This is a genomic window from Enterococcus sp. B2E4, from assembly GCF_030499455.1.
Lineage (GTDB): Bacteria > Bacillota > Bacilli > Lactobacillales > Enterococcaceae > Enterococcus_D > Enterococcus_D casseliflavus.
On sequence record NZ_JAUKPK010000030.1, the window covers coordinates 1 to 25,741 of the forward strand.

At 30.8% G+C, this 25,741-nt stretch carries 22 protein-coding genes and 1 pseudogene; 3 read left to right on the forward strand and 20 right to left on the reverse strand.

Going from position 1 to position 25,741, the window contains the following annotated elements; genetic code table 11:
• Positions 1 to 306: 306 nt before the first annotated feature.
• From Q1X33_RS15870 to Q1X33_RS15910, 9 genes and pseudogenes are all read right to left on the reverse strand, one after another.
• Positions 307 to 587 (reverse strand): annotated as a pseudogene (locus Q1X33_RS15870) (hypothetical protein).
• A 65-nt stretch (positions 588 to 652) separates the two neighbouring features.
• Complete coding sequence (locus tag Q1X33_RS15875) at positions 653 to 3,730, reverse strand: type I restriction endonuclease subunit R (protein WP_301969823.1); 3,078 nt, start codon at positions 3,728 to 3,730, stop codon at positions 653 to 655.
• A gap of 3 nt (positions 3,731 to 3,733) precedes the next feature.
• Complete coding sequence (locus Q1X33_RS15880; RefSeq protein WP_301969824.1) at positions 3,734 to 4,942, reverse strand: restriction endonuclease subunit S; 1,209 nt, start codon at positions 4,940 to 4,942, stop codon at positions 3,734 to 3,736.
• Positions 4,932 to 6,455, reverse strand: a complete 1,524-nt coding sequence (locus tag Q1X33_RS15885) for a class I SAM-dependent DNA methyltransferase (protein WP_301969825.1) — start codon at positions 6,453 to 6,455, stop codon at positions 4,932 to 4,934. The genes Q1X33_RS15880 and Q1X33_RS15885 overlap by 11 nt, the downstream gene beginning before the upstream one ends.
• Before the next feature lie 81 nt (positions 6,456 to 6,536).
• Positions 6,537 to 6,758, reverse strand: a complete 222-nt coding sequence (locus Q1X33_RS15890; RefSeq protein WP_301969826.1) for a hypothetical protein — start codon at positions 6,756 to 6,758, stop codon at positions 6,537 to 6,539.
• A 336-nt stretch (positions 6,759 to 7,094) separates the two neighbouring features.
• Positions 7,095 to 7,520 (reverse strand): hypothetical protein, encoded by a 426-nt coding sequence (locus Q1X33_RS15895; RefSeq protein WP_301969827.1) that lies wholly within the window; start codon positions 7,518 to 7,520, stop codon positions 7,095 to 7,097.
• Positions 7,520 to 8,659 (reverse strand): recombinase family protein, encoded by a 1,140-nt coding sequence (locus Q1X33_RS15900; RefSeq protein ID WP_301969840.1) that lies wholly within the window; start codon positions 8,657 to 8,659, stop codon positions 7,520 to 7,522. The genes Q1X33_RS15895 and Q1X33_RS15900 overlap by 1 nt, the downstream gene beginning before the upstream one ends.
• Positions 8,660 to 8,796: 137 nt before the next feature.
• The gene (locus Q1X33_RS15905; protein WP_301969828.1) at positions 8,797 to 9,477 is read right to left on the reverse strand and encodes a hypothetical protein; all 681 of its coding nucleotides are present in this window, start codon (positions 9,475 to 9,477) and stop codon (positions 8,797 to 8,799) included.
• A 650-nt stretch (positions 9,478 to 10,127) separates the two neighbouring features.
• Positions 10,128 to 10,310 (reverse strand): hypothetical protein, encoded by a 183-nt coding sequence (locus tag Q1X33_RS15910; RefSeq protein ID WP_115240399.1) that lies wholly within the window; start codon positions 10,308 to 10,310, stop codon positions 10,128 to 10,130.
• A 1,938-nt stretch (positions 10,311 to 12,248) separates the two neighbouring features.
• Between Q1X33_RS15910 and Q1X33_RS15915 the strand changes: the two genes are divergently transcribed.
• Positions 12,249 to 12,545 carry a hypothetical protein gene (locus Q1X33_RS15915; protein ID WP_301969829.1) on the forward strand — a complete coding sequence of 99 codons (297 nt, stop codon included), beginning with the start codon at positions 12,249 to 12,251 and terminating at the stop codon, positions 12,543 to 12,545.
• 862 nt (positions 12,546 to 13,407) lie between these two features.
• Here the strand turns inward: Q1X33_RS15915 and Q1X33_RS15920 are convergent.
• The 7 genes from Q1X33_RS15920 to Q1X33_RS15950 all read right to left on the reverse strand — a co-directional run bounded on the left by Q1X33_RS15920 (position 13,408) and on the right by Q1X33_RS15950 (position 19,265).
• Positions 13,408 to 15,264 carry a hypothetical protein gene (locus Q1X33_RS15920; RefSeq protein WP_301969830.1) on the reverse strand — a complete coding sequence of 619 codons (1,857 nt, stop codon included), beginning with the start codon at positions 15,262 to 15,264 and terminating at the stop codon, positions 13,408 to 13,410.
• Positions 15,245 to 15,514, reverse strand: a complete 270-nt coding sequence (locus tag Q1X33_RS15925) for a hypothetical protein (protein WP_301969831.1) — start codon at positions 15,512 to 15,514, stop codon at positions 15,245 to 15,247. Before Q1X33_RS15925 ends, Q1X33_RS15920 begins: the two co-directional genes overlap by 20 nt.
• Before the next feature lie 579 nt (positions 15,515 to 16,093).
• On the reverse strand, positions 16,094 to 17,998 hold the full coding sequence (locus Q1X33_RS15930) for an LPXTG cell wall anchor domain-containing protein (protein ID WP_301969832.1): 1,905 nt from the start codon (positions 17,996 to 17,998) through the stop codon (positions 16,094 to 16,096).
• Positions 17,995 to 18,258, reverse strand: coding sequence for a hypothetical protein (locus Q1X33_RS15935; protein ID WP_301969833.1), 264 nt, complete (start codon positions 18,256 to 18,258; stop codon positions 17,995 to 17,997). The genes Q1X33_RS15930 and Q1X33_RS15935 overlap by 4 nt, the downstream gene beginning before the upstream one ends.
• Entirely contained in the window at positions 18,259 to 18,477 is a 219-nt protein-coding gene (locus tag Q1X33_RS15940; RefSeq protein ID WP_301969834.1) for a histidine kinase, read from the reverse strand.
• Positions 18,468 to 18,647 carry a hypothetical protein gene (locus Q1X33_RS15945; protein WP_301969835.1) on the reverse strand — a complete coding sequence of 60 codons (180 nt, stop codon included), beginning with the start codon at positions 18,645 to 18,647 and terminating at the stop codon, positions 18,468 to 18,470. The genes Q1X33_RS15940 and Q1X33_RS15945 overlap by 10 nt, the downstream gene beginning before the upstream one ends.
• Before the next feature lie 48 nt (positions 18,648 to 18,695).
• Positions 18,696 to 19,265: a recombinase family protein gene (locus Q1X33_RS15950; protein ID WP_301969836.1), complete on the reverse strand. Its 570-nt coding sequence runs from the start codon at positions 19,263 to 19,265 to the stop codon at positions 18,696 to 18,698.
• Positions 19,266 to 19,957: 692 nt separating this feature from the next.
• Between Q1X33_RS15950 and Q1X33_RS16675 the strand changes: the two genes are divergently transcribed.
• Positions 19,958 to 20,539, forward strand: coding sequence for a leucine-rich repeat domain-containing protein (locus Q1X33_RS16675; protein WP_367652795.1), 582 nt, complete (start codon positions 19,958 to 19,960; stop codon positions 20,537 to 20,539).
• A 232-nt stretch (positions 20,540 to 20,771) separates the two neighbouring features.
• Here Q1X33_RS16675 and Q1X33_RS15960 read toward each other — a convergent pair whose 3' ends face one another.
• Positions 20,772 to 21,053, reverse strand: coding sequence for a hypothetical protein (locus Q1X33_RS15960; protein ID WP_301969838.1), 282 nt, complete (start codon positions 21,051 to 21,053; stop codon positions 20,772 to 20,774).
• A 798-nt stretch (positions 21,054 to 21,851) separates the two neighbouring features.
• Here Q1X33_RS15960 and Q1X33_RS15965 point away from each other — a divergent pair.
• A complete protein-coding gene (locus Q1X33_RS15965; protein WP_301969839.1) occupies positions 21,852 to 22,760 on the forward strand; it encodes a hypothetical protein in 909 nt (302 codons plus the stop codon).
• A gap of 21 nt (positions 22,761 to 22,781) precedes the next feature.
• Here the strand turns inward: Q1X33_RS15965 and Q1X33_RS15970 are convergent, their stop codons facing one another.
• The 3 genes from Q1X33_RS15970 to Q1X33_RS15980 all read right to left on the reverse strand — a co-directional run bounded on the left by Q1X33_RS15970 (position 22,782) and on the right by Q1X33_RS15980 (position 25,524).
• Positions 22,782 to 23,354, reverse strand: coding sequence for a tyrosine-type recombinase/integrase (locus Q1X33_RS15970; RefSeq protein WP_194199265.1), 573 nt, complete (start codon positions 23,352 to 23,354; stop codon positions 22,782 to 22,784).
• Positions 23,355 to 23,714: 360 nt separating this feature from the next.
• Positions 23,715 to 24,428, reverse strand: a complete 714-nt coding sequence (locus tag Q1X33_RS15975; protein ID WP_194199264.1) for a type II toxin-antitoxin system PemK/MazF family toxin — start codon at positions 24,426 to 24,428, stop codon at positions 23,715 to 23,717.
• Between the two features lie 160 nt (positions 24,429 to 24,588).
• Positions 24,589 to 25,524, reverse strand: coding sequence for a tyrosine-type recombinase/integrase (locus tag Q1X33_RS15980; protein WP_194199263.1), 936 nt, complete (start codon positions 25,522 to 25,524; stop codon positions 24,589 to 24,591).
• Between the last annotated feature and the right edge of the window lie 217 nt (positions 25,525 to 25,741).

A 25,741-nucleotide genomic window follows, 5' to 3' on the forward strand; every position in this document is an offset into this window, starting at 1 on the left:
TGAAAGAGAACCAGTTTTGATTTGGCCAGCGTTTGTTGCAACTGCACTTAAAATTTCCTTTTGTTCTTCTACTCAATGAATGCTGATAAATCAGCATTTTCAATCGAGAAATCATAAATACGTGGTCAGCTATCTACAATCTTTAGGTTGCATTTCTTATGTCTCTAGCATCTTATCAAACAATGTCTAGATTTTCCATTATATAATAGTAGAAACATGAAATTTATTGTTTCTACTTTGCAATACTAGAAATTTTACATAACAGATTATTATTCCTTATATTAGAGATTTGAACATTCCAAGTGACTAGTGGATAAATTTTCTCTTATCTTTAGGAATTAAATTGATTAATAAAACTGCTGTAGGATAATGCTTTTGCATATATTCCACAGCACCTAGCTCATGTGAATCCTCAGAAGCATACAATTCGTCCTTTAATTGCCCCATATCTATTATGATACTACTTAGAAAATCAACTGCATCCTTAAATTCTTTATTTTTGTGATAAGTATCATAAAAATCGGCAAGCTGTTTACAAGTAACTGCTTCGTCGATTGTAAATCTATTAAAGCTTTCTTAATAGTCATCTTACCTTTCCTTTCATTTTTATTGACAATTAGAATGCTTCCCTCTGAGCTTTTCTACTTAATAATTATGAAAGATTATCAGCCATTAACTCTGCTTGTGTAATCACTAAATCAATGGTTTCTAAATCTGTCTTAAATTTATTTTTTCTCAAAAAACGTTTGATTTCAACTCTCATTCGTGCTTTCTCAGAACTACGTTTTGTCCAATCAATTGTCATATTTTCTTCAATAGTTTTAGCAATACCTATTGCAATATCTTTTAGAACTTGCTCGTCTTCATCAGAACTTTTAGAGATAACATCATAAAAAGCTTTTTCCTCAACTGTCAAGCCTAATTCTTCGCCTTCTTCTTTCATTGTCTTCATATCTTTTGCCAATTCAATTAATTCACGAATGGCAATTTCAGAAGTAATTCCTCTAGTATTGTATTTATTTATGGACTTTTTCAATAGTTCAGAGTATTTTTCTGCTTGAACAACATTCGTTTTTTGAATAGACTTTATTTTTCCTGCTAATAAATTTTCAAGTAATTGAAGAGCAAGATTCTTTTGAGGCATTTCTTTAATTTCTTCTAAAAACTTATCAGATAAAATAGACAATTCAGCTTTTTCTAATCCTAGAGAATCGTAAATATCCACAATATCTTCCGTTACAACAGACTTAGAAATTAATTGCTTCAGTTCTTCATCGATTTGTTGAGGAGATTTTACTCCATCTACAAAGTTTAATTTAATTAAATATACTTTTACAGCTTTAAAAAAGGCAATTTCAGCATTGTATTGTTGAACTTCTTCCTCTGTCACACACAAAGCATACGCTCGAGTGATTTCCGTTACTAAATCTTTAAATCTCTTAACATATTCAACATCGTCTAATCCTAGAATATAGTTTGCAGCATTTGTAATAACTTGTAATTTTTTCGTATAATCTGTTGAATTGAAATCAGAATAATCGAATTTATCTAAAATCGTATTGGTAATCAAGTCATATTTTTCTTTGACTAAATTCACAGCGACTTGAGTATCAATACCTGCTTGTTTTTGGTCATTTGGTGTATATTCTTGTAAAGCATTTTTTAAGTTCGGTGCAATCCCAATATAATCGACAATCAATCCACCTGTTTTGTCTTTAAATACACGATTCACACGAGCGATTGCTTGCATTAAATTATGTCCTTGCATTGGTTTATCAATATACATCGTGTTCATAGACGGAACATCAAAACCTGTCAACCACATATCTCGAACAATGACAATTTGAAGTTCATCAGAATCATCTTTCATTCGCTTCCCTAATTTATCACGTCTTGTCTTATTCCCAATAAAAGGTTGCCAATAATCTGGGTCACTACTTGAACCTGTCATTACAATCTTAATTTTCCCTTTATCATCGTCATCAGAATGCCAATCAGGACGAAGTTTAATTATTTCTTGGTATAAATCAATCGCAATTCTTCTAGACATTGTAACAATCATTGATTTACCGAAAGAAGCCTCTTGTCTTGTTTCAAAGTGTTTCACAAAATCTTGAGCCAATTTTTCTAATCGAGGTTGCGAACCTGTGATAGCTTCTATCCGACTCCATTTTGCTTTCGTTTTTGAAGCGACATCATCTTCTTGACCTTCCACAATGTCTTCTACTAAATCGTCTATATCTAATCCATCAGGAAGTGATACAGGGATGATTCGGCTTTCATAATAGATTTTTACTGTAGCTCCATCTTCTACCGCTTGGGTCATATCATATACGTCTATATAATCCCCAAACACAGCTTTTGTAGACTTGTCTGCACTAGAAATAGGTGTTCCTGTAAAACCAATGTAGGAAGCATTGGGTAACGCATCTCGTAAGTATTTAGCATATCCATATTTGATTGAGCCATCTTTTGCATTAACATCAGCACTAAAACCATATTGAGAACGATGTGCTTCATCTGCCATTACAATAACGTTTCGTCTATCAGTCAATACATCCATCTGATTGCCTTCTTTAGGTGCAAACTTTTGCATGGTACTAAACACGATACCACCTGCATTGACAGCCAATAACTCTTTTAACTCATCCCCATCATTGGCTTGTTTTGGTGTTTGCCGTAATAAATCACTTGATTGACTAAACGTTAAAAACAATTGGTCATCTAAATCATTTCTATCAGTTAAAACTACAACAGTCGGATTGTTTAATTCTTGCACCAATTTCCCAGTATAAAAAACCATTGACAGGCTTTTACCTGAGCCTTGGGTGTGCCAAACAACCCCAATTTTATTATCTCCTTCAGTGCTAACCGCACGTTTTGCTTCTTCTACTGCACGATTCACTGCATGATATTGATGATACGCCGCTAAAATCTTAATCGTTTTATCCCCATCAGTTTTAAATAAGATAAAATGATGCAGTAAATCAAGTAGTACTTCTGGATTGCACATTCCTTTGATTAGCACTTCTAATTGACTACTAGCTGTTCCATGTTCCACTTTTCCATCAATCGTTCTCCAAACCATGAAACGTTCTTCATTGCTTGATAAAGTTCCTACTTTTGCTTGCACACCATCACTAGCAATCATAAATTCATTAAACGTAAGTAATGAAGGAACTTCTTGTTTATATGTCTGTAATTGATTATAAGCGTCTGAAATGCCTACGGATTCATCAGTCGCATTCTTTAATTCAAATAATACAATGGGCAATCCATTGACAAATAGAATAATATCCGTTCTTTTGCGTTGATTATCCTCTTCCACTATAAATTGATTGACTGCTAAAAAATCATTGTTTCTTGGTTCATTAAAATCAAATAATAAAATGCGTTTTGTAACATTGCGATTACCTTCTCGTGTAGGTATCTCAATACCATCTGTAATGTATCTATGGAAAGTTTGATTATTGACCGCCATATCGGGATGTTTATGGACAGTAATTGTCTTTATTGCATCGTCAATCACTGCCATTGATACATCAGGATTAATTGTTACAAGAGCTTCTTTCAAACGGTCTATCAAAACAACTTCTTTGTAATCTTTCCGTTTAGACATCCCGCTATTTTCTAATTTTTTGGCAGAAACGGAAGTATATCCCACTTCTTCTAACCAACGTAAAGCAACTAATTCTAACTCATTTTCATTAAAACGGTATTCTTCAGCCAAAAATTACACCTCCTCATCTTCTGGTAGTTCTATTTCACCTGATAGTAATTTAGGGAGTAAAGAATCTCGTAGATTTGAAAGTTCTAAATTTTCTATACCTTTTTCAGTTACCGTATTAATCGTAGGACTTAAAACTTTGCCAAACTTCTCTAACATATTGATTGAAGGAATAAGAACTTTAGCCTCATTTAAATGCTGTCTCTTAATATGTCCCATGGTTGTAGCCTTATCTTTTGCAATGCCTATAAATTTATTCATGTAAAACTTTGTCCATAGATAATAATACCATTTAGGAAATTTATTTGAAGTGACCTTAAATAGATGCTGATTTAATCCAGCGTCTCCTCCCGTCCAAATTTTAACTAATAAAGTTCCTGACCAAGAAAAAACAACATCACCATTCTCAATTTTAACTTCGTCACTGATGTCAATACTACATCTATCACTATTGGAATCAGTAAAACCTTGATTTAACTCTTTTATTTTAAGAACTGGTAAAGATTTTTCATCCTCATCTGGTCTAAATTTCTGCATTGCAAGTCCATTTTTATAATTAGCAATATCTGATAAACTAGTTGCGTCCCATCCTTCAGGAACTTCACCGAATTCACTATCAACCATCTTTCCACCGCTTGATTTATATGGATTTCCATTTTCATCAGGAAATTCAAATTCAACAAACCATCGCTTGAACAATGTAGATGCTAGTTCTTCAAGGTTAGAAATAATTTGATTGTTTAATTCTATTTTTGAATCTAGATTCCATAAAATCTCAGCAATCTTATCCTGATTTTTCTCATTAGGTATTCTCACTATCATTGTTTCTAACGATTTCTTATTAATTGAACTAAATACCGTTCCAGAAGAGTAACTTTCATATTTAAATTTATTGAATTTTAGAAGATAATATAAAAAACGGTTGTTTCTTGATTCTAATGCAGCCAACCCCCTGCCTATACATAATTCTGTTGGTGCAATATTAACATCTCCAACAGGTGCTCTTACACTAAAAATTATTGAGTTTTCAGACGCTAGTTTTGTAGTTTTAGTTGTATATTTTTCAATTTTTGGAAAAATATCTCCGAAAGTTTTGCTACCTTGTAAAAACGGAATTCCATTAAGTTCTTCATTATAAAATTGAGATTCAGGAGACTGTCCCATGGTAATTTTCGCGTAGTTTCCTAAATTTACATTTTTCCAATTAGATTCCATAGCCAATTCCTCCAAGTGCTTTTCGGATATCTTCTTCTAATTGGTGCGATTGGATAAATTGTTCTGATAACAATGTTGTTAATCGTTCCATCTTTTCTTCAAATGGCTCAGAATCTGCTACCTCATCTTCTAAACCTACATAACGACCCGGAGTCAAAATATAGTCCTGCTCTTTAACAGTTTCCAATGAAGCTGATGAACAAAATCCTGCTACATCAGTATATTTTTTGTCATTGGTTCCCTTCCATGCGTGATAAGCATCTGCCACTTTTTTAATATCTTCTTCACTAAACTCTTTTGTTGTTCTATCAGCCATAAACCCTTCATTTCTGGCATCAATAAATAAAATTTCACCTTGATGATTTCGTTCATTTTTCTTGGCTTTAGATTTTGTTACAAACCACAAACATACTGGAATCTGGGTGGAATAAAACATTTGGCTAGGTAAAGTCACAATACATTCCACCAAATCATTTTTGATTAAATTTTTTCTAATTTCAAATTCTTCTTTAGTAGATGTAGACATACTTCCATTAGCTAATACAAATCCTGCTGTTCCTTCTGGTGCTAATTTAGACACCATATGCTGAATCCATGCATAGTTCGCATTATTTTTTGGTGGTGTACCATATTTCCAACGAGAATCTTCTAGTAGCTTTTCTTGACCCCAGTCGCTGATATTAAAAGGAGGATTAGCTAAAATATAATCCGCTCTTAACCCTTTGTGTAAATCATTTTGAAATGTATCAGCATTATGGGTGCCGATATTTCCGTCAATTCCTCTGATTGCAAGATTCATTTTACAAAGTTGCCATGTTGTTGGATTAAATTCTTGTCCATAAACGGAAATATCGCCAATTTTCCCTTGATGCTTTTCTACAAACTTTTCTGATTGAATAAACATACCACCTGAACCACAACATGGGTCATAAATACGTCCTTTATAAGGTTCTAGCATTTCTACTAATAGCGAAACGACCGAACGTGGTGTGTAAAATTCCCCTCCCCCTTTTCCTTCCGCACTTGCAAACTTTCCAAGAAAATACTCATATGTTCTTCCTAATGTGTCAGTTTTACGGTTTTCTGAATCCCCTACTTTAATGTTAGTAATTAAATCAACCGTTTCTCCTAGACGAGTTTTATCTAATTGGGGCCTTGAATAATTCTTTGGGAGTACTAATTTCAATGATGAATTCTCTTTTTCTATAGCAATCATCGCTTCATCAATTGTTTCACCAATTTTTGGTGTTTTGGCATCACGATTGATTTTTTCCCACCTTGCTTCAGCAGGTACCCAAAAAATATTATCAGCCAAATATTCATCTTTATCTTCAGGGTCAGCGTACTCATCTTTTGATAATTCTTCATATTTTTCTTCAAAACTATCTGAAACATATTTCAAGAAAATCAAGCCCAAAACAACATTTTTATATTCAGATGCATCCATACTTCCTCTTAATTTATCTGCAGCTGCCCACAATTTATCTTCAATTTTAAGTTCTGCTGAAACCATAATTTTATTCCTCCTAATTGACATACATACTTTCATATTATAACAGTTTTCTTGATAATTTTGGACAGCAAAAAAACCTAGTCAAAACAGACTAGGTTTATCATCTCTAAATTTTTGTGACATGTAGTAATGCAAAGCTATTGCTCTAGAAGTATCTTCTGTATAAGTTGAAAAATCATAGTTTTCTTTTAACTCATCCATCAACAATTGTAGTTTTTCATTATGTTGCTTCTGATAATATTTCTTATTCATTAACTGATGGAAATCTTGTTCTATTTCTCTATAATTACGTTTTTTAGTCACAGTACACTCACCTTACTTAACAAATAGATTATAGCGTTTAATATCTAAAAATCAACTTTTCAGATTGAATATTGACGCTATTGGTATTATAGGAATCAAATCCTACCGGTACCGGACCTTATCATATGAAAAAACTATAGTCAATAAAATTAAAAAATACTTTGTTAGAGAGTAACATTTTGAAAATAACCATTAAAAACTATCATTTTTTGAGTTCATTTTATTTGTTTACAACAGTACTCTGATATTTGATGTTCAAAAGTCTTGTTCTCAAACTCGAACTTTCATTTGAGAGGTGTTTTGCTTACATACATGATAAAGCGGTGGGTCTTTAAATTATTTCTGATTTCTAGGAATAAAAGGCAATAATTCTTCAAATTTTTCGAGCTCGAAAATCATAGCTTTTTTGTCAGGTATTAAATCTCCTTTCAATTGATACCTCATCTCTTCTTTCCATTTATCTCCCATTAGTGACCGAAGAATATTTCTTATTGCACCATATTGCATCTTGATACTTCCTTTTTGTTGACTTGCAGGCTTTGAGAATGGAACTGATTTTAAAGAATTTGCTTTACATGCTTGAATAGCAAATACTTTATTTTCTCTATCTAAAAGTGGTTTTACGTGACTTGTATAACCTAAGGCTTCTGCGATTGATTTATCAAACGTCAAAGAATTTTTATTGATAGTCAACAAGTAGCTACCAGTCGTTTCTACACTAATTACTTCAAAATTATACTCATCAAAATTTATTTTGCTCATTATTGGTGTTCTCCTTTCGACAATACTTCAGCGACTTCCTCTTTTGTCCATTTCGTATCAATCACAATAAATCCTTTAAATACACCTGATTTAATAGTAGAAACAAAATTCCTAGGTTTTTCAATATTTTTGCCAGTTTTCTTTTTGAACCCTTTTCTTGGATTTAACAATAATTCTTGCACCAAATTCCATTCATCTTCAGAAACAATAGCAGGCAATCCATTTCTCAATAAATACTGAGGTTTCTCACCACGATTTATTTTTTTCTTGTGTGAAAAACAATCTACCGTGAAAGTCTTTTGCATGATAACTAAGCCAAAATACTTCTCATTTCTTAACACACGATAAATTGTTGAAGATTTCCACTTATTGCCTGCTACAGTTGGTATATTTGCTTCATTCAAAAGACTTGCTATATCAACAGCCCGAACTCCTTCAAGAAAATTTTTATAGATGAAACGAACTATTTCAGCTTCTGATTCCTCTAAAACAACCTTTCCAAATCTATCCTTAGTAAATCCTAGGAAGTTATGCGTGGGAATTATAGGTAATCCTTTTTTAAATCTTTCAATAATAGACCACGTAATAGCTTCACTCTTCTGTTCACTTTCAGCTTGTGCTACTACACTCAACATCAATAACGATGTTTCACTCGTAGTATCTAAAGTATTTATATTCAAATCTTCAATAAATACTCCCACAGGATTAGATAACGCTTTCAATTCTCTGTAAATCGAAATAAAATCTAATACATTTCGTGAGAAGCGACTGATACTTTTCACAATAATCAAATCAATCTTGTTCAATCGGCAATCATTCAACATACAATTGAATTGTTCTCTTTTTTTTATAGTGGTTCCAGAAGCTCCTCTATCTGCATAAATACCTACAAATTCCCATTCCGGATTTAAAAGTATCTTTTCCGTATATGATTGGATTTGTAATTCGAAACTCCCTGACTGGGTTTCATCATATGTGCTTACTCGGCAATAAGCAGCCACTCTTTTCTTCTGTATCGATAAATCAGAAACTTTTGCTGGAATAATCTCTACTTCAAGCTTATTACTAAACGCTTCTTGTATCTTCTTCTGTTGCTTAGTTAACTTCTGCTCCTCTCTAAAATCATTTTTCTTCACGATTCTCACTCCTAAATTGAAAAACCTTCAATTTAATTATACAAAGATTTTTATCAACTTTCTATAAATAGACAACAATTACCAATCGAATTAAATTAATTCTTTTATACCTTATGAATAAATCTAAAGAATGAGCCTATTTATTTTGTTTCTTTTAAAAGTTCCTTAATTACATTACTTCCAAGAGTTCTTGTATTCAATTCGTTTCCGTTAATATTCGTTGTGTCCACTCCTATCTGTCGAGCTATCATTCTGAGAACTGGTTTTACTATTTCCACTTCTTCAAAGTATTCAAATAATTTGATAGAACCATTTTCTAGTTTTTGAACAGTAAATTGTTTATATTTAACTTCTATAATAGTTTCATTTTCTGATTTATGTATTTTTGATTTTTTTAGAATTTTACTTTGAGAAATCACCTTGTCTTTCCCACTTTTTGTTGGTATCATAAGCTTTTTCGCCTCTTCAATTACAGCATCATAAATAATTTCAATATTTAAATTTTCGGTATCCACATATACAATTATCACTCTATCAACACTATCTAATGTAGAAGCATTGAAATTAAAATGATGCGTTCCTTTTTCACTAGTGGTTGTTTTAACACTTATACAGTCCCCATTATTAGCAATTACATCATAACCTGGCTGATTTGTTTTTGTAGCCATTTTTCCATTCGTCATTATTGCTGTATAAATTTCACCTATACGTCCTGTAATAAATTTCAATTCTCCGCTATTCGTTCCCCATTTACTTTCTTGCTCAAGCCATTTTAGAAGTTTAGAGAGCGAATGAATCATCTCTTTTTGTGTCAGTGCCATTATACTGCTCCTTAATATTCTTTATTATATCGACTATATTTCTATAATTCATCAAAAGGTATTTTTTGACTTACCTCCATTATAAATTATAAAAGTAATTTTAGAATAGGTACCATTTTATTACTACAAATATAGTGAAAATTTTTCTCGTAAAATTAATCAAAATACACTTAGAAAATGACCTTCAAAAAAGACAGTAAATTCAAGGGTTTTCTACTTGTTGACAATAATACAAACTTACTGTAACATCAACGATATTTCAATGAATTTCTGAAAAAACATCTCTCAGATGCAACGAAGAAATTTTTATGGGTAATTCTACACTTAAAGCTATCTGGGAGGTGTTTTTTATATAAACTATTTATATCTGCTTAAATAATCGTTGATAAATCAACGTTTTAAATAACAAGAAAAAACTTACTTCCTAGCTTTAGGGTCAATTCTATATTACCTAAGCTGTTGGCTTAATTTTCATATCTCTTGTTCAATAAGTATACAAAAAAGACAAGCAGAATAAATCTACTTGCCCAAAAGGAAAGAGAACAGTGGACTAGACTGTTCTCTTAATTTAAAATGACATTTTTATCATTCGCATCTCTAAGAATAACATAACATCCTTTTTCTATAATTGCAAATTTGTAGACCATTTTTTAACCTGCAGGTGTAGGTTTATAATTCAAGCTTGCTTCTGCAGTATCTGTGGCATTCTTGAAAATATCTGCTAATTTAGGTTGTAATGTATCACGGAATAAAATATAAGCGATTAATACAAAAATACCAAAAATTACCACCGCTACGATTACAAAAAGTCCTTGTGAAGCTCCATCTGTCATGAAAAATGACCTCCTTTAATATAAAATTTTATACAAGAATAATGAATATTCATGTTATATTTTTTATAGTATCATCGTCATTTTTAAATTGCAATTTTAACTGTCGCATCAACACTTCACATCTAACTTTACTTATTTATATAAATCCAATTATTTGTTATATTTAATAAAAAAGTAAAGGTATTTTATTCCTTTCAACAAACGTATATTAATCAATTTCTTACAGAAGCTCATCTGATATAAGAAAAGAAAATCACTTTGAGGACATTATGAATATCATACCCACCAAACAAGCATTGCCTCTATTTTCAAACCTATTGAAATTAAAAAGTATTTTCTAAATGCTGGTAGATTGGAAATTTCTTCAAATTATAATCGTTCAATTATCAGTATCAACAATAACTTGATTCAATATTGTCAATTCTTTACTGAAGCTATTGATTTTCAAACAAATCTGCAACCGACTATTTTGAAAGCCTTAGCAAATACTCCTTATCGTAGCCAAATATCAGAATATTTTATCAGAACTGAAATTGTTGCAACCGAATTAAAGAAATTAATCTAAATTGGCAATTCATAATTATTATTTTTTTATCTCAAATTTTATGATAAAAACCACTTAAAAAATGACCCTTAAAAGAGCCTTATTTATCAAGGGTTTCATACTTGTTGACAAAAATACAAGATTACTGTAACATCAACAATATTTCAATGAATTTCTGAAAAAACACCTTTCAGATGCAACGAAGAAAAAAATGTGGGGAATTACTCACTAACTTTTATCTGAGAGGTATTTTTTAATATATATTTTCCCAAAAAACATATTAAACGTTGATATATCAACGTTTTAAACTAATTACTAAAATCTAAAATTCCTACAAGTAAAATCCATAGGTAACTCAAAGTTCCTGCGATTTAAATACTAGCCTCAGGAGCCCTTATAGAAATTTTCAATTCCCAAGCATCTTCTTAAATACCAAAATCAATTTTAAGCCGCCTATAATGCGTTCTAAGCGATTTTATATTTTTATGTATAATTTATCAAAAGTAATTTTAAAAGCTCTAACAAATAAAAACAGACTATTTAAAATTCACTATACGTTATTTAAATACCCAAGCAATTTAAAGAAAACAATATATATCATTAATGATATATTCTTGATATATAGATGGTTCTAGGTGATTTTCCAAAAAAGACATAATTCAAATAAAACAAAAATGAATTATCACTCTTTTGTTATATTTAAAAATTCTAGGCAGCAAACTTTCGCTATTTTACTAAACCTATAATTCTCTGTTTAATACGGTGGTAAAACCACCGATTTATCAATGCTTAATAGTAAAAATTCAAAAAAATGAAAATAAAGTTGCTCAAAAGTCGCTTTCTTCTAGGTAAAAATTGCAGTTCGTTTTAGCGGTATATAATATTATAGAAAAAAATAGAATTTTTTTGAAAAAGACCTTTAAAAACATCCCCTTTTTCTAGGAGAAAATCGAGATTTATTTTAGGGGTATAGAATAGAATATACTAATATATACCCCTAAAATGAATTGATAAAAACCTATTGATTTTATTGACTTTTATTAACCTCTTTTTCCCAAAAATGAAAAAATAGATGAAATTTAAGAGAAGATTATTCCTAATTCTCTCTATTAAGTAAGCAAGATTATATCTTGCTGTCACTAAAAAATAGAAATACTTATATATCAACATTTTACAGCTATTTTAATCACACTATTATCAAACGTAAATAAAATTTTGCGAAAAGATATGTGTGAAAGCAGATAGTTTCCCCTTAGTTTTATTGATTTTTATTATCCTACCATTTTTATCAGTGTTTCTAGAGATAAACTATAAATATTTTCTTATCTCGCACTTTTTCTCTTTTTAAGTTACTATTATGTTAACAAAAAACAAATAGAGAGTTGGAACATATAATGAATACTCACAAGATGCAATTTGGATGGATTATCGAAGCTCCTAAGTATTTGTCGATACTAACAAACAGAGATGGCTTAGTTGCTATTGTTTCGGAATATGCTACTTTTGGCGACAATCAATCATTATTAATTACGTTATCAGAAACATCTGCTGAAGTGGCAATAACTCCTCACTATATTTCATCTTTAAAGATTTCAACAGACAAAAAGATTAAAATAGCTACCTCGCCATTTTACGAACAACAAATGGTTGAAATTAAAAAAATGAATTCTGATGGTCAAATCACAGATTAATACTTCTCAAATCTTATTGACCATTAAAATCATTAGTAATTTCTTTGCTAAAAATTTAAAATCAATTTTATGCTGCTTAAATTGCGTTCTAAGCGATTATAAATTTTTAAGTATAATTCATCGAAAATCATTTTCAAGACACTAAGGGCTGAAGGCAGACTGCTCAAAACAAATCTAACGTTATTTAAACGATTGAATATTTAATACAGAATAAAATATATCATTAAAGGTATATTATTGGTTTGATGATGTTTAAGGCAGATTCTCTAAAAATATATTTAAACTAGGATTCGTGATTAATTATCACTAATTCGTTATATTTAAAAAACTAGAGAATAACTTTTGGCTATATTGCTAAACATAAGCACATATATTAAGTAAGCAAGATACAATCTTACTGGAACTCAAAATACAAACACTGATATATCAACGTTTTATAGCTATTTTTATCACACAATTATCAAGTGTAAATAAGTTTTTGCGTAAAGATATGTGTGAAAACAAGTAAATTACCCTAGAATCTATTGTCTTTTTTTGACCTTCCCATTATACACATCTAGAGGGAATATAAAAAGTGCGTATTGATTTTAGAAAAAACACGTAGTTTTCTATTGATTTTATTGGCTTTTATAAGCCTCCTCATTATACACATCTAGAGGGAATATCCTATATAGATGTGTATAATGATTTCTATCAATTATGCCAGTATTTTCTAGGGAAAACTATACGTATTTTTCTTGTTCAATACGCAATTTTGAATTGATATAAAAAGAGATAATATTCTTAATATATAGAAATAACCCTTTACTATCAATGATTTCTAATAGAAAAAGACAGATAGAAACACTACCTGTCTAATATGCTAATTCACTTTATATATAACATTCTTAGATGAATACTTTTCCTTGATTCCTAACTGATTATACAATTCTTTAGTTAGTCTACACGTATTTAAACCATATTTATTGTATATATCCGCTCTTAGTTTCTTAAATCTTTCTGCAGTGTCACGAACCTTTAATCTTCTTGCTTTAGCTAACTTAGAAATAACATCCTTTTCGTAAACATATCCTTTTTCTTCTATCTCGTTCATGATAATTCTAACTGAAGCTTTTTCCAATTTCTCACTTGCTTGGCTTAAATTACTGTCTGCTTTACTCATCTTTATTTTTTTCTGTTCAACAAGTGGTTTATAAGATTGTGGAAAATCCTGATAAGCCTTTTCTTCTCCAAAAAGTCTATATACCAATTCATAACTTAAACTACCGACTGTTACTTTATTTTCTCTTAAAACCTTGGCGATTCCTTCACTAACTGCTGTGTTTTCATCCGTCAAGTTTGTTGGTTCGTAGATGTTACTCGTTCTTAGCTTAGTGCAATCTTTCTTTTGTTCCAGTATCAAACCATTAAATATATCCTTAGGAATTTCTGCTTCTGGTTTCTTTTTAACAATCTCAGTAACAATCATATGATAAAGAATTTTTCTTGTCCTATCTAAGCTTACTTTCTTTTGGTTCGTTACTCTAGCTAATTGCTTTGCCAGATTTTTAATGCTGTAATAATTTAAATATCTTAGTTCACCATTATCATCCATATAAACATAATCATACATAAAGTCTAAAACAATAGGAATTTCAACTTGATATTTACTAAAATATTGATAGAGTTCAGGATACGTTTGTTTTAATTCTCCTGATTGTAGTTCTCGCTTAAATTTTTGAGCATTAAATTTACTTTGACCTAGTTGTGAAGTATTTGTTACAGTCGAACCAGTAAGTTCTACTAATAAATTAACTACTTCGATTGAAGATATTTTTAAATAACGCTCCAGTAAAGAGATAATATTCCCACAATACTTATTGCTGGCAGAAAAACATTTATATAGATAAATCCCATGTTCTTCAGCATAAAACACACTTGCACTAGGGTTCTCTTCCTCATGAAAAATATCATAAAACGGATTGTCATCGGATAATTCAAGAAACTCCCTCATATCCAATGATTTAAAGTAGTTCATTGCATTATAATCATCAGGAAATTCTTGTTTATAATTATCTCCTAGTTTATTTTTAACAATATCCAATCTACCTAATTTCAACAACTCATAATTTGGCATAGATTCATCAATTATTTCACCGCTGATAATTTCCGCAATCTCAGTAGATTCTGTATTATTAATTTCTAATAGTCCACTAACAGCTAGCCTGTTATCCCAATCAATCACTTCATAACCACTATTACTCCCAAAAAACATTCTACTTGTTTGACCAATGCTTGTGTCTGCTTGTGGGTATTTTTTAAGTAAAGATTGATATATCTGTTCTATCTCATGATTCTCTGTTACTAATTTATCCAATTGAAAAACAACTCTAAATTTATCAACCTCAGAGAACAAGTCACTAAATGTTCGATAAATAAAACAAGCATTTTCTTGCATAAATGTGTCCTGTTCTAAATCTTCAATCGTATATAACTTATTCTCATCTTTATTATCAAAATCCAACATGACTAGTTCTTGTCCGATAATTTTCGTCATTTTTGACAATTTATTTTCTGATAATTCAGCTAATACGGTCGTTTTCCCATTCACAGCTATTTCTTCTGCAAATTCTTGAATAGTGATTTCTCTTAGATTGTTCATAATCGTATTAGAAATCTTCTTTACTTTGTATTGGTCTGGTTTTACTTTATTCAGAATATTACTTAGATATACTTTCATACTCTCTGTCCTCCAACATTAGTAATCTACCGTATTTTAAAACGATTACTTTCTCTAATAATACTGTTTTTTCTTCTGTCAATCCACGTTTTCCTTTTCGAAAATTATGTAGATTTTGATTGTGAATACCAATGGCTTTAGAAAAAGCGGTCATTTTTACCCCATAGATTTTGTCCAATATATGTAGCCAAGCCTTTACTTTTTCTTGTTTCTCAGTCAATTCCTCTGCTGTTAATTTTTTTGAAATCATTTAATTTATCCTCCGAAATTATTTTATTAATCAATTTAGGTCCGGACTATATCATCAATTATCAACTGAAGTCAAGAATGGATATCATTTTCGGACAACAAAAAATAATTAGTGTATTTTTATTAAAAGAATTCTCTTATTTTATTACTTCTTTCTTAGATTCATCAAAACTATTAAAAACACTGATATATCAATGTTTATTATATTTTCCATCTTAAATCCAACCTAAAAAACACCTCTCAGCTTCATTCTAGTGAGTAATTCCCCATAAAAAAAGTTTCGCTTAATCTGAGAGATGTTTTTTCGAAAATAGACGTAAAAATCGTTGATATAACAGTAATCTTGTATTCCTGTCAACAATCATAAAACCCTTGATAAATAAGGCTTTTTTAAGGGTCATTTTTTAAGTGGTTTTTATATAATATTTTGAGATAAATTTGGTCAAATATATTTTTTATTATTACGTGGTATCTAGGACTCCTGTATTAAAAACTTTGCAAACAAAAAAAGAAGGCTTATTCCAGCCTTCCTTTTTAAATTAAGCTATAAAGAAAAAATATTATTTTCCAGTACCCTTTTTTATTTTTTTCTATAAAGAACGAATGCACTCAAAACAATTGCTAATCCGGCACTTGTCATTAATGCACTTTTCATTATTTCTGACCCAGTTTTTGGCAATGTTTTATCTTTATTAGTATTCTTGTCTTTAGAAGATTCTTTTTCTGATTCAGAACCTTTATCAGTATTAGCATTTGTATCTTTATCGGTATCGGCATCCGTGTCGGTATCTGTATCCGTATCGGTTTCTGTATCGGTTTCTGTATCCGTATCGGTGTCCGTATCCGTGTCTGTATCGGTGTCTGTATCGGTATCGGTATCGGTATCGGTATCAGTGTCAGCGTCTGTATCCGTGTCTGTGTCCGTATCAGTATCAGTGTCTGTATCAGTATCAGTATCCGTGTCTGTATCTGTATTCGTGTCTGTATCTGTATCCGTGTCTGTATCCGTATCCGTGTCTGTATCCGTATCGATAACTTCACGAGTCAAAGTTTCAGTTGACGATTTGTTCCCCTCAGAGTCCATTGTGTAATACTCAACAGAATCCCCTTCAGTGATTTCTCTCGATAAATCTACTGTTAAATCAACAATTGTTGCTCGTTCGTTTGATACAGCTTGTTTTTGAGCTAAAATTTCACCATCTTTTACTATAACCAAGAATAAAGTTTGCTCAACTTTAGCTGAAATTTTACTACCGTTAGATTCTTCAACAAATTGAACATCTGAAGCAGGAGTAACTTCCACTGCTTGTTCTTCATTTTTAGCATAAACAAAGTAGTAATCCGAAATTCCTTCTTCTTCAAGGGTAATTATCCAAGTTGAATCTCCTAGTAACATATAGCCTTCTATATCTTTTGCATTTATAGATACTTCTTCACCTAATGTCGCTTCATGTAATGTTGAATCTGCAATTGGATTGTTTTCCAAATCAACATAATTCATACGAATGGTGCCTGTTTTTGCCTCTGGAGATACTTCCTTTTTCACATAATAGAATACATGTGTCATAGAATCTCCAGTTACATAGACATCTTCACTTGCAGGTGATACTAACTCATATCCTTCAACTGTATCAGCAGTTAGTGTATGCATAGTATCTGCGTCTAGTTCTTGAACAGTAGACCATAGTGTTTCTCCACTATCTCTATCCATTCCCATAATAGTTACTGCAGTTTTAGCAGTTACAGGCATAAATGTAGTCCATGTTTTTTCAGACTCTACTTGTGTATCAGGGTTAATAGATACAACATAAATTTGTTCACCTTTAGCTAATTTTCGAACCAAGTCAAACGATGCCTGACCTTCAGTTTCCATATACATAGCACCGTCATCTAAACGGTTACCGCTTGCATCGTAGACAGAAGTTGAAGTATTTGCTCCTACCCAAGCAGTAACAAAATCACCTCTATCATTAAATGTAATATTACTTGGTGCTTGTGGTTTATCTGGTGTTGGTGTAGGGTCTTCTCCATCTGAAAAAGTAACTGCAACGGTTACTGTGCCTGATAAGATATCACCTGAACCAGTATCAGATAAATCGATTGTTGCGTATTGTGTAGTTCCTGCAACGACAGGAATAGTTGCCATTGGAGCTGCCATATAGTCGTTTCCATACTGTGCTTCTCCTGCTGCAACTGTTAAAACACCATCTTGTTGGGAATAAATACCAATTTTAGCATTACCAATAGTTACAGTTTTAGCATCCATTAAATTACCATGATTCCATTTATCAGTATTATCATTCCATGTGAAATTAGCTGATTCATTGGCATATTGAACGATTTTATCTCCATCCAATTCATTTAACCCATTTGTAGCCGCTAAGACGGTTGGTGCAATCAGAACAGTTGCCAAAGTTGCTACAACTGCCGATTTTCTGAACACCTTGCTTTGTATCTTTTTCTTTCTTTTTTGCATTCGATTCATTCTTCTTCTCCTTCAAAATTATTTATCTGAAATTCTCGCTCCATTCGCTCCACATGTTTTTGGGTTAAAATAAGCAACAATTCATCACTGAATAAAAGATTACTTTGTTCATTCTCTGATAGTTCTTGAAATTCTTTGTATAACGCATTAGCCATTCCATTAATCACTTTTTTAGGAATTGTTACATTCGCTTTTACGTAAGTTCTCTTCACTTTGTTAATTACATATTTCTTTATTGCCAACTGATTCGTTGTTATCATCTACTTTCCAAATTTTGTCACAACAAAAACAAATCCTACTACCAATATAAAGAATAATAACAAGTGATTCATAAAAAATTTAAAGAGCAAAATCAAAATACCAATGACTATAGCCAATACGATTAAAATACTAGCTAGTTTTACGAGGCATCCTTCTTTTTCTGGTTCCGGTTCAGTTACATCTTGTATGATTATTTTTATCCCATCTTTTAAAGCCATAAAATCAATCCTTTTAATAAATTTGTAAAAGGTAATAAATCAAGGTTTTTTCTGCACAAAAATAAGACCATCGAATCAACTTCAAAAATGTTGATACAATCGTCTTCTTTATGTAAATTATTTTTATAATTTAATATCGGTAAAAAACCTTGATTTATTGCCGGTAACACCTTGCTTCCCTCTTCTATGTTACCTTCAGTCTAAAGATTAATCAAGGATTATTTTCTCGATAAACCTTCATTTTTCGCTATATTATAGATAGTCTTAACACTTACATTACATTTTTTAGCAATTTCATCTAGAGAAAGTTCTTTATTCATATACATTTTTAAGATTTTCTTTTTTACGTTATTTTTAATTGGTGGTCTCCCTAATCGTTTCTCTGAATTTGCCAACGCTTCCTTCGTTCGAATGCTTATGTTCTCCGCCTCAAATTCAGCAATAGCAGCCAACACCGTGTAAAATAGTCTTCCAGTCGCTGATGAAGTATCGATTGACTCCTGAACACTTTTTAGATGAATTCCTTTCGCATTTAATTCTGACATTAAATTTACTAATTGTTTTGAAGAACGACTCAGTCTTGATAAATTGTATATCAAAAGGGTATCTCCTTCATTCAATGTGGATAAAGCTCTAGCTAATTCTCTTCTTTCTTCTTTTCTGCCACTCACTTGTTCTGAATATATCTTCTCTGGTTCAAATCGTTCTAGAGCTTTTCTTTGAACTTCTAATCCCAAATCTTGTGAAGATGTCGATGTTCGAATATAGCCGATAATTTTATTTTCCATATTATACTCCTCCTTTCATTGCTCTTAGTTTAGTTGATAATCTCTATTTACGATAAAAAAACACCCTAACTTCACAAAAGTCAGGGCAATTGAAAAACATTTAAATGGATAGAGGGGATTCAAATGGTTCTCGTCAAGGTAACTTAATTATCACACGAAATATAACAATTGTCTAGAAAATTATACCCTCCTTTACTTTTCTATTATTCACCAAAAAAACCAACCTCATATCACGACAAATATTATTATGAAGGCATTTTAACCATCACTAAAGATTTAATTTCTTTTTATCAGATGTTATAATATGAGACGTATAAAATAATAATTATGGAGGTTTTTTTATGACAAATGGAGCGAGTCAAGGACTCTTTGTAGTCATCGCAATTATAATATTTGGCATTTTTGTTCTAATTAGCTATTCTCTTTTTCAAGATACTTTACAGCCAAGCTTGGCAAAAATATTTACGAGCAACTTAGAGCAAGTTGAAACAATATTTACAGATAATGATTCATTGGATGTTTCTGCTGAGAACGAAGATTCTAAATATATATATGCAAAAATAAGAGAGGAAAACGAATCGAAAAATGAAACTGCTATTTGGGTTCGTGCAGAAAAAATGACTGATGGGAATTTACGGATTGATAGTTCAAGCACTACTAATAGTAATTATCAAGCTGGTGGGTCTGCTGATATGAAAGGAAACTTAATTTTGCCAGATACCATTAATGGTAAAAAAATAATCGGAATTGGGCCTGAAAATGTACTTACAGCAGGGACCGTAAATACTACTTTTTCAAATGCACAGTTCACTGGTGAGATACGATTACCAAATCATCTTGAATACATTAGTCATATGGTCTTTTATAACTCAACGTTTAGCGGGCAATTAAATCTGCCTAAAAATCTAAGAGTTATTGGTGGCAGAGCATTTATGTATTCAACCTTTGAAGGTCGCTTACAAATCCCAGATACCTTAACTGAAATTGGTACATATACCTTTGACAAATCAATGTTTAACGGAGAATTAGTATTACCACAAAACTTAAAAGTTATAGCAACAGGTGCATTTAGAAGTTCATATTTTGACGGCACATTGAACGTAACTAATATAACTGCTATTCAAAATAGTGCTTTTCGTGATTCTAGAATTGAACATGTTATTAGAGGAGAGAATGAAATGAGTGATGGTTCAGTTATTAGCAATCCCAAGGGAATCCATCCACGAGCGATTAAACTAGCTAATGGCGATTGGTATAATGGTTCAAATACTTAATTAGAGAACACTACTAACACCTCAAATAAATGATAGTTCTTCTTACAATCTAATGTAGATATTTATTTAAAATACTACATAGAGAGGATTCATAATGATTATAAACAAGGCAATAAAATTATCACATCTACAATGACAGTTGTTCAAAAAATCAATCCTCACTATAGTTTTTATTATTATCTAGAAACAAGAATATCTATACATAAAAAAGAACGCAGATAAGCGTTCTTTTTTATGTAGCATTACTCCCCTGAAAAATAGTAGAACTATCCCCCCACAATAAAAGGTTATTTCCTGCTTCCACAGTTTTAGGAAGTAGAAGATTGTTACTTACTACATTTTCATTAGAATCATTCTGATTTCCAGAGTTACTACTATTGTTTTCACCTGAATTGCTATTTTCTAAGCCTTCATCGCTATCCGTTGAATTAGTACTTTCTTCCAAATAGAGAGGAAATCCTATCATAAGCATAAAAAGACCCATAAGTATTGCTAACCTCGTATTCTTTCTCATTAAATTACCTTTTTTTATTCCTATAACATCTTACCTCTACTTAGTTTTTTCTAATATAGTGTTTATATTATTAACTATTTTTTCACTTAAACATTAATAAAATCCCTATTAAAAAATTATATATCCCCTCATAGTTACTCACCTCGTAATTCCTATATCATTCATGCCATCGTAATAATTTCTAAATCTCAGTTTACCAAATACGAACAATGACGATATCGTAATAATTCTTTTCACTAACACCTTCAACAAAATTTAAATGCATAAGATTATACTATTTGCTGTAATTTTTTAACGGGTTGTCAACAAAGTAATGTATGATACCCAAATTTCCAATCCCATTTTTAAGATGTTATAATTAAGACATAAAGTAAGGTAAACTTGGATAATTACGAGATGGATACTTAAGAGAAATTTCTCTGTTTTTTCTCTTAATTTTCTCACCCTACATTATCCCTACATCTTCAATTTTTACACCCTACACAAACCCTACATCAACCCTATATAAAGTGCTTTTTCGATTTTATGGATGACAACTTTTAGATAACTTTCATGATAACTTTTTGAAAATTCGGTGATTTTTGATGAAATTTTTAAAATTTTGAATGGAAACCTCCGTGAATTTTTCAAAACAGCAGCTACCTAAAAAATTTTCTGAAATTTGAACAAGGGATTCCCTACTATGTTAGGGTCATAAAATTGGAGTATTTCAACCTTTCCTAGCTGTGCAAAAATGGATGCTTTTGAGAATGAAAATTACTGAAAAATTATGTAAAAAAATTATTGGAGGGAGTGAATTTGAAAAAATATATTGTCAACAAAAGAGCGATTGATGGTGATGAATTATTACAACTAATTATGGAATCTAATGGGATTTATGAATCAACCTTAGAAAAACTACTACAATGCAACAGAATCAGCTTAGAAGCTCGTTTAAGCACGTTAGAGAAGCATAAATGGGTTTCTAAAAAGAAGTTATCTAAACACTTCTATTATTCTAAGAAGTTCGATTTAGACAATTTAAATCAACTAGATTTGCAAGCTGATGCCTTACAAAAAATGTTAACATTAGGCTTTAGAACCAATAAACTTTCAATAGCTACGAATCAACAAAAACAAGTGAGTGCTACTTTTTACAGTTCTGTAAGAAATATCTATAATCATAAAAATTTCAGTCAGAAGCCACAAGCTTTCCAATTGTTTAATCAATGTTTGTCTAATCAGAACAAAGAGTTGCTCTTAGATTTTATAAATCACCATCATGTTAAGATACCTGTTCAATTCTCTAGTATTCGTGATGATAATCAACTGTTTTATACCCCCTCTTTAGATAATTTAGATATTGTTGCAATTCCTGATATGCAACATTTACCTACAATCAAAGAAAAGTTGAAAGATTTTAGTATTTATCGAGTGAAAAATAATACTGAATTTATCCGAGATGATATTTTAATTTATATACAAAGCAAAGATAGTTTCTATTACTATATAAAAAAAGAACAACAATGGCATTTGATTAAAATAAATAATCTTTTTGAACTACTTTTCTATTTAACTAACTTTTTCAAGACCACTAAAAAAATTATTTTTTCAAATGACATAGATAATTATGAAGGATTAAATAATTTATATAAAAAAAGCACTGAGAATAGAAAACAATATAATACCATTGCGAAAAAGAATGCAAAAAAAGAAGCACAGTCTTAGTTGATTGTGCTTTTATATTCATTATTGAAACGGATTAAACTCATCCAAACTTGATTGAAGCTCTTCTTCTTCAATTCCTATGTATCTTAGAGTTACACTCTGGCTACTATGGTTTAAAATTTTCATCAATGCCGTTAAATCCTTTGTTTTCTGATAATAGGTATAACCAAAGGTTTTTCTCAATGTATGAGTTCCTATATAGTCTAAATCAAGGAAATTAGCCGTTTTTTGCATAATCTTATAGAACTGATGTGCAGCTAAATGTTTCGCATTATTCCTAGGTGATGGAAATAACCACTCACTTTCCCCATCATGTTCTTCGTCTAGGTATTTAATTATTTGATTCGTTAATTGCATCAGATTAAGTGTTCTTTTCTTTCCTGTCTTTTTCTCAATAATATTTGCTTTTAATTTCCCTTTTACATCTTCCACTTTTAGATTCAATATATCTGAAATTCTTAGTCCAGTAAAAACCCCAAACATAAATATTGTATAATCTCTTTGTCCATGTTTGTTTCTCAACAGTTCGTTTGAGAAATTTATTAATACTTCCCTAGATTTAATTGGTTTGACATTAATATTTCCTTGTGGCATATTCCTCCCTCCATAATGAATGATTTATGGATACTTTCTATCTCTCATAATATAAATCTATCCATCTTTACTAAATCACAGTCTCAACTATTGATAGATTAAGGTTTACGATGGATAGAAATTGAAAAAGTATCCATATTTTTATTATATCTACAGATGTAAACTGAAGCAAATTTATAGAACAAAAATAAATCCCTTATGCTAAAAAGCACAAGGGATAAAAAATCTTTTACACTTCAATCGTGTAAGGGTCCCATCAACAAAAATTGATGCACCGAAAAATATTATTAATTATATGTAATTAATATTAATTACATATTGAATTATACGTCCGAATACTCCTTTTGTCAAGTACCAAACTTACAGATTCTCTTTACTTATACTAATTAATTCTTTTAATCTAGAATTTTCTTCTTGTAAAACTTTGATTTCCTCGTTCAATTCCTCAACATCTTCCTCAGCCTTTTGTTGAATTTTCTCCATTTTATTTTCCATCTGATTCAATAAGACCGGAGTAAGATACTGAGCTATTTTTAAAGATATTTCGTCTAGTTTTGCCCCATCAGATACCAGTCCGTGCCTTCTCAAAATTCTACTACGGCTTATGTATCTTAGTTGGTCTATTCTGATAGTAGAATTATACAATAGATTACCTTGATTACTAATTTTCTTTTCTATTTGTACCAATAACGGATTATTTACATCTTGATAGTATCTATCAGCTGAGGTTATAGGAGCAACTACCAATCCTTTAATTCCTGCTTGCAATACTATAGCATTATGGTCAAAAGTTAATTCTTCACCAAACCCTCCGAAAAAATCAACAAAAACTATTTGTCCTCTTTGAAATTTTTGTCGCTGAACTCCCGTTAAATTAGGTAGACCTTGATGATTAATATAGTTTGAATATCCATAACACCATTTTATTCCATCTTTCATCTTCATGTTTTCTACTTGCTTGGTCAATTTATAATGTCTGAACGAGATATCGCTCATTAATTTTTTATCAGAACCTACTTTTAATTGAGATTGGTGTTGATTTGAAGCTACATGTTTATAATACTGTCTATCCATAAATACACTCACAGCCTTTCGATAACTTATTTTCTGATTTTAGCTTTACTTATTTAGCATAGTCTTTTTTAATAGTAATCTACTAAAAATTTCCAATCATCACTTTTAAATTAATTATACTCAAATAATAACGGTAATACTACATCTTCAAAAAAATAATTCACATTATGCTACTCAAAGGACTTGTCTTTACCGCCTTATCTACTAGTTGTTCATCCGTGATACTACTGATATAAATTTTCGTTGTATCTAGTTTGGAATGCCCCAACATCTTACTTATTGTAAAAATATCTTGACCCATCTGTAAATTCTTTACAGTCCAATAATGCCTCAGCGTATGGGGACTACACCTAATAGTTTCCCTAACCCCTGCCCTCTTACCAGTTTCTTTCAATATCAATTCAATATTAGTCACCGTCTTAATTTTTCTTCCCGTTTTCCCTAAAATAAGCTGTTCATCTAATTTCCTTGTTTTTCCATGATAATTTCTAAGTGTATAAAAATGTCTATCTCGAATCCTTCTATATCGAGTAATAAAATAATTCAGTTCAGATGATATAGGGACTACTCGCCATTTATTTCCCTTTCCTAATATTCTGATATAGTTTTCAGCTAAATCTGTATCCTTTAAATTTAATAGTTCAGATACACGGATACCTGTATCTGCTAAAAGAGCAATAATACACTTATTTCTTGCTCCTAAATAAGTATCGAATTTCCACACATTTAACATATCCTTTACTTCTCTATCATTGAATGTAATTAATAATGGCTTTGTTTCCTTTAATAACCTTATAGTTTCCAGAGGACTAACTTTGACTACTTTCTCAGATACTAAATAGTTCCAGAAAGATTTGTGAGTTTTTAAAATAGTATTTATATAACTACTTTTTAATTGGCAATCTAACAAATAACTGATGAACAACTTATAGTGAATTTTTGAAACATCTTCAATTAAAATCGGTGAACCAATTTCTTTTTTGTAATAATCTACAAATTTCCGATGGTGTTGTCCATAAGATTCAATCGTTCTTTTTGAATAATTCTCCAATTTCAATTCTAACAAGTATTCCTTTACTAACCGTTCATAGTGCATAAAAAATGCCCCTCTCATGTCATTAGTTGACATAAGAAAGGCACTTAGCAATAATACTAGAACATAAAAGTAGAAACACTTTTCACACTAATTTTATCATCTCTGAAAAATTGGTATAGTTACTTTTACATTACCAGATTATTTATTTTTTAAGTTGTAGAAAGCTTGCAAGCCTTTGTATTCAGCAACTTCACCAAGTTGGTCTTCGATACGTAGC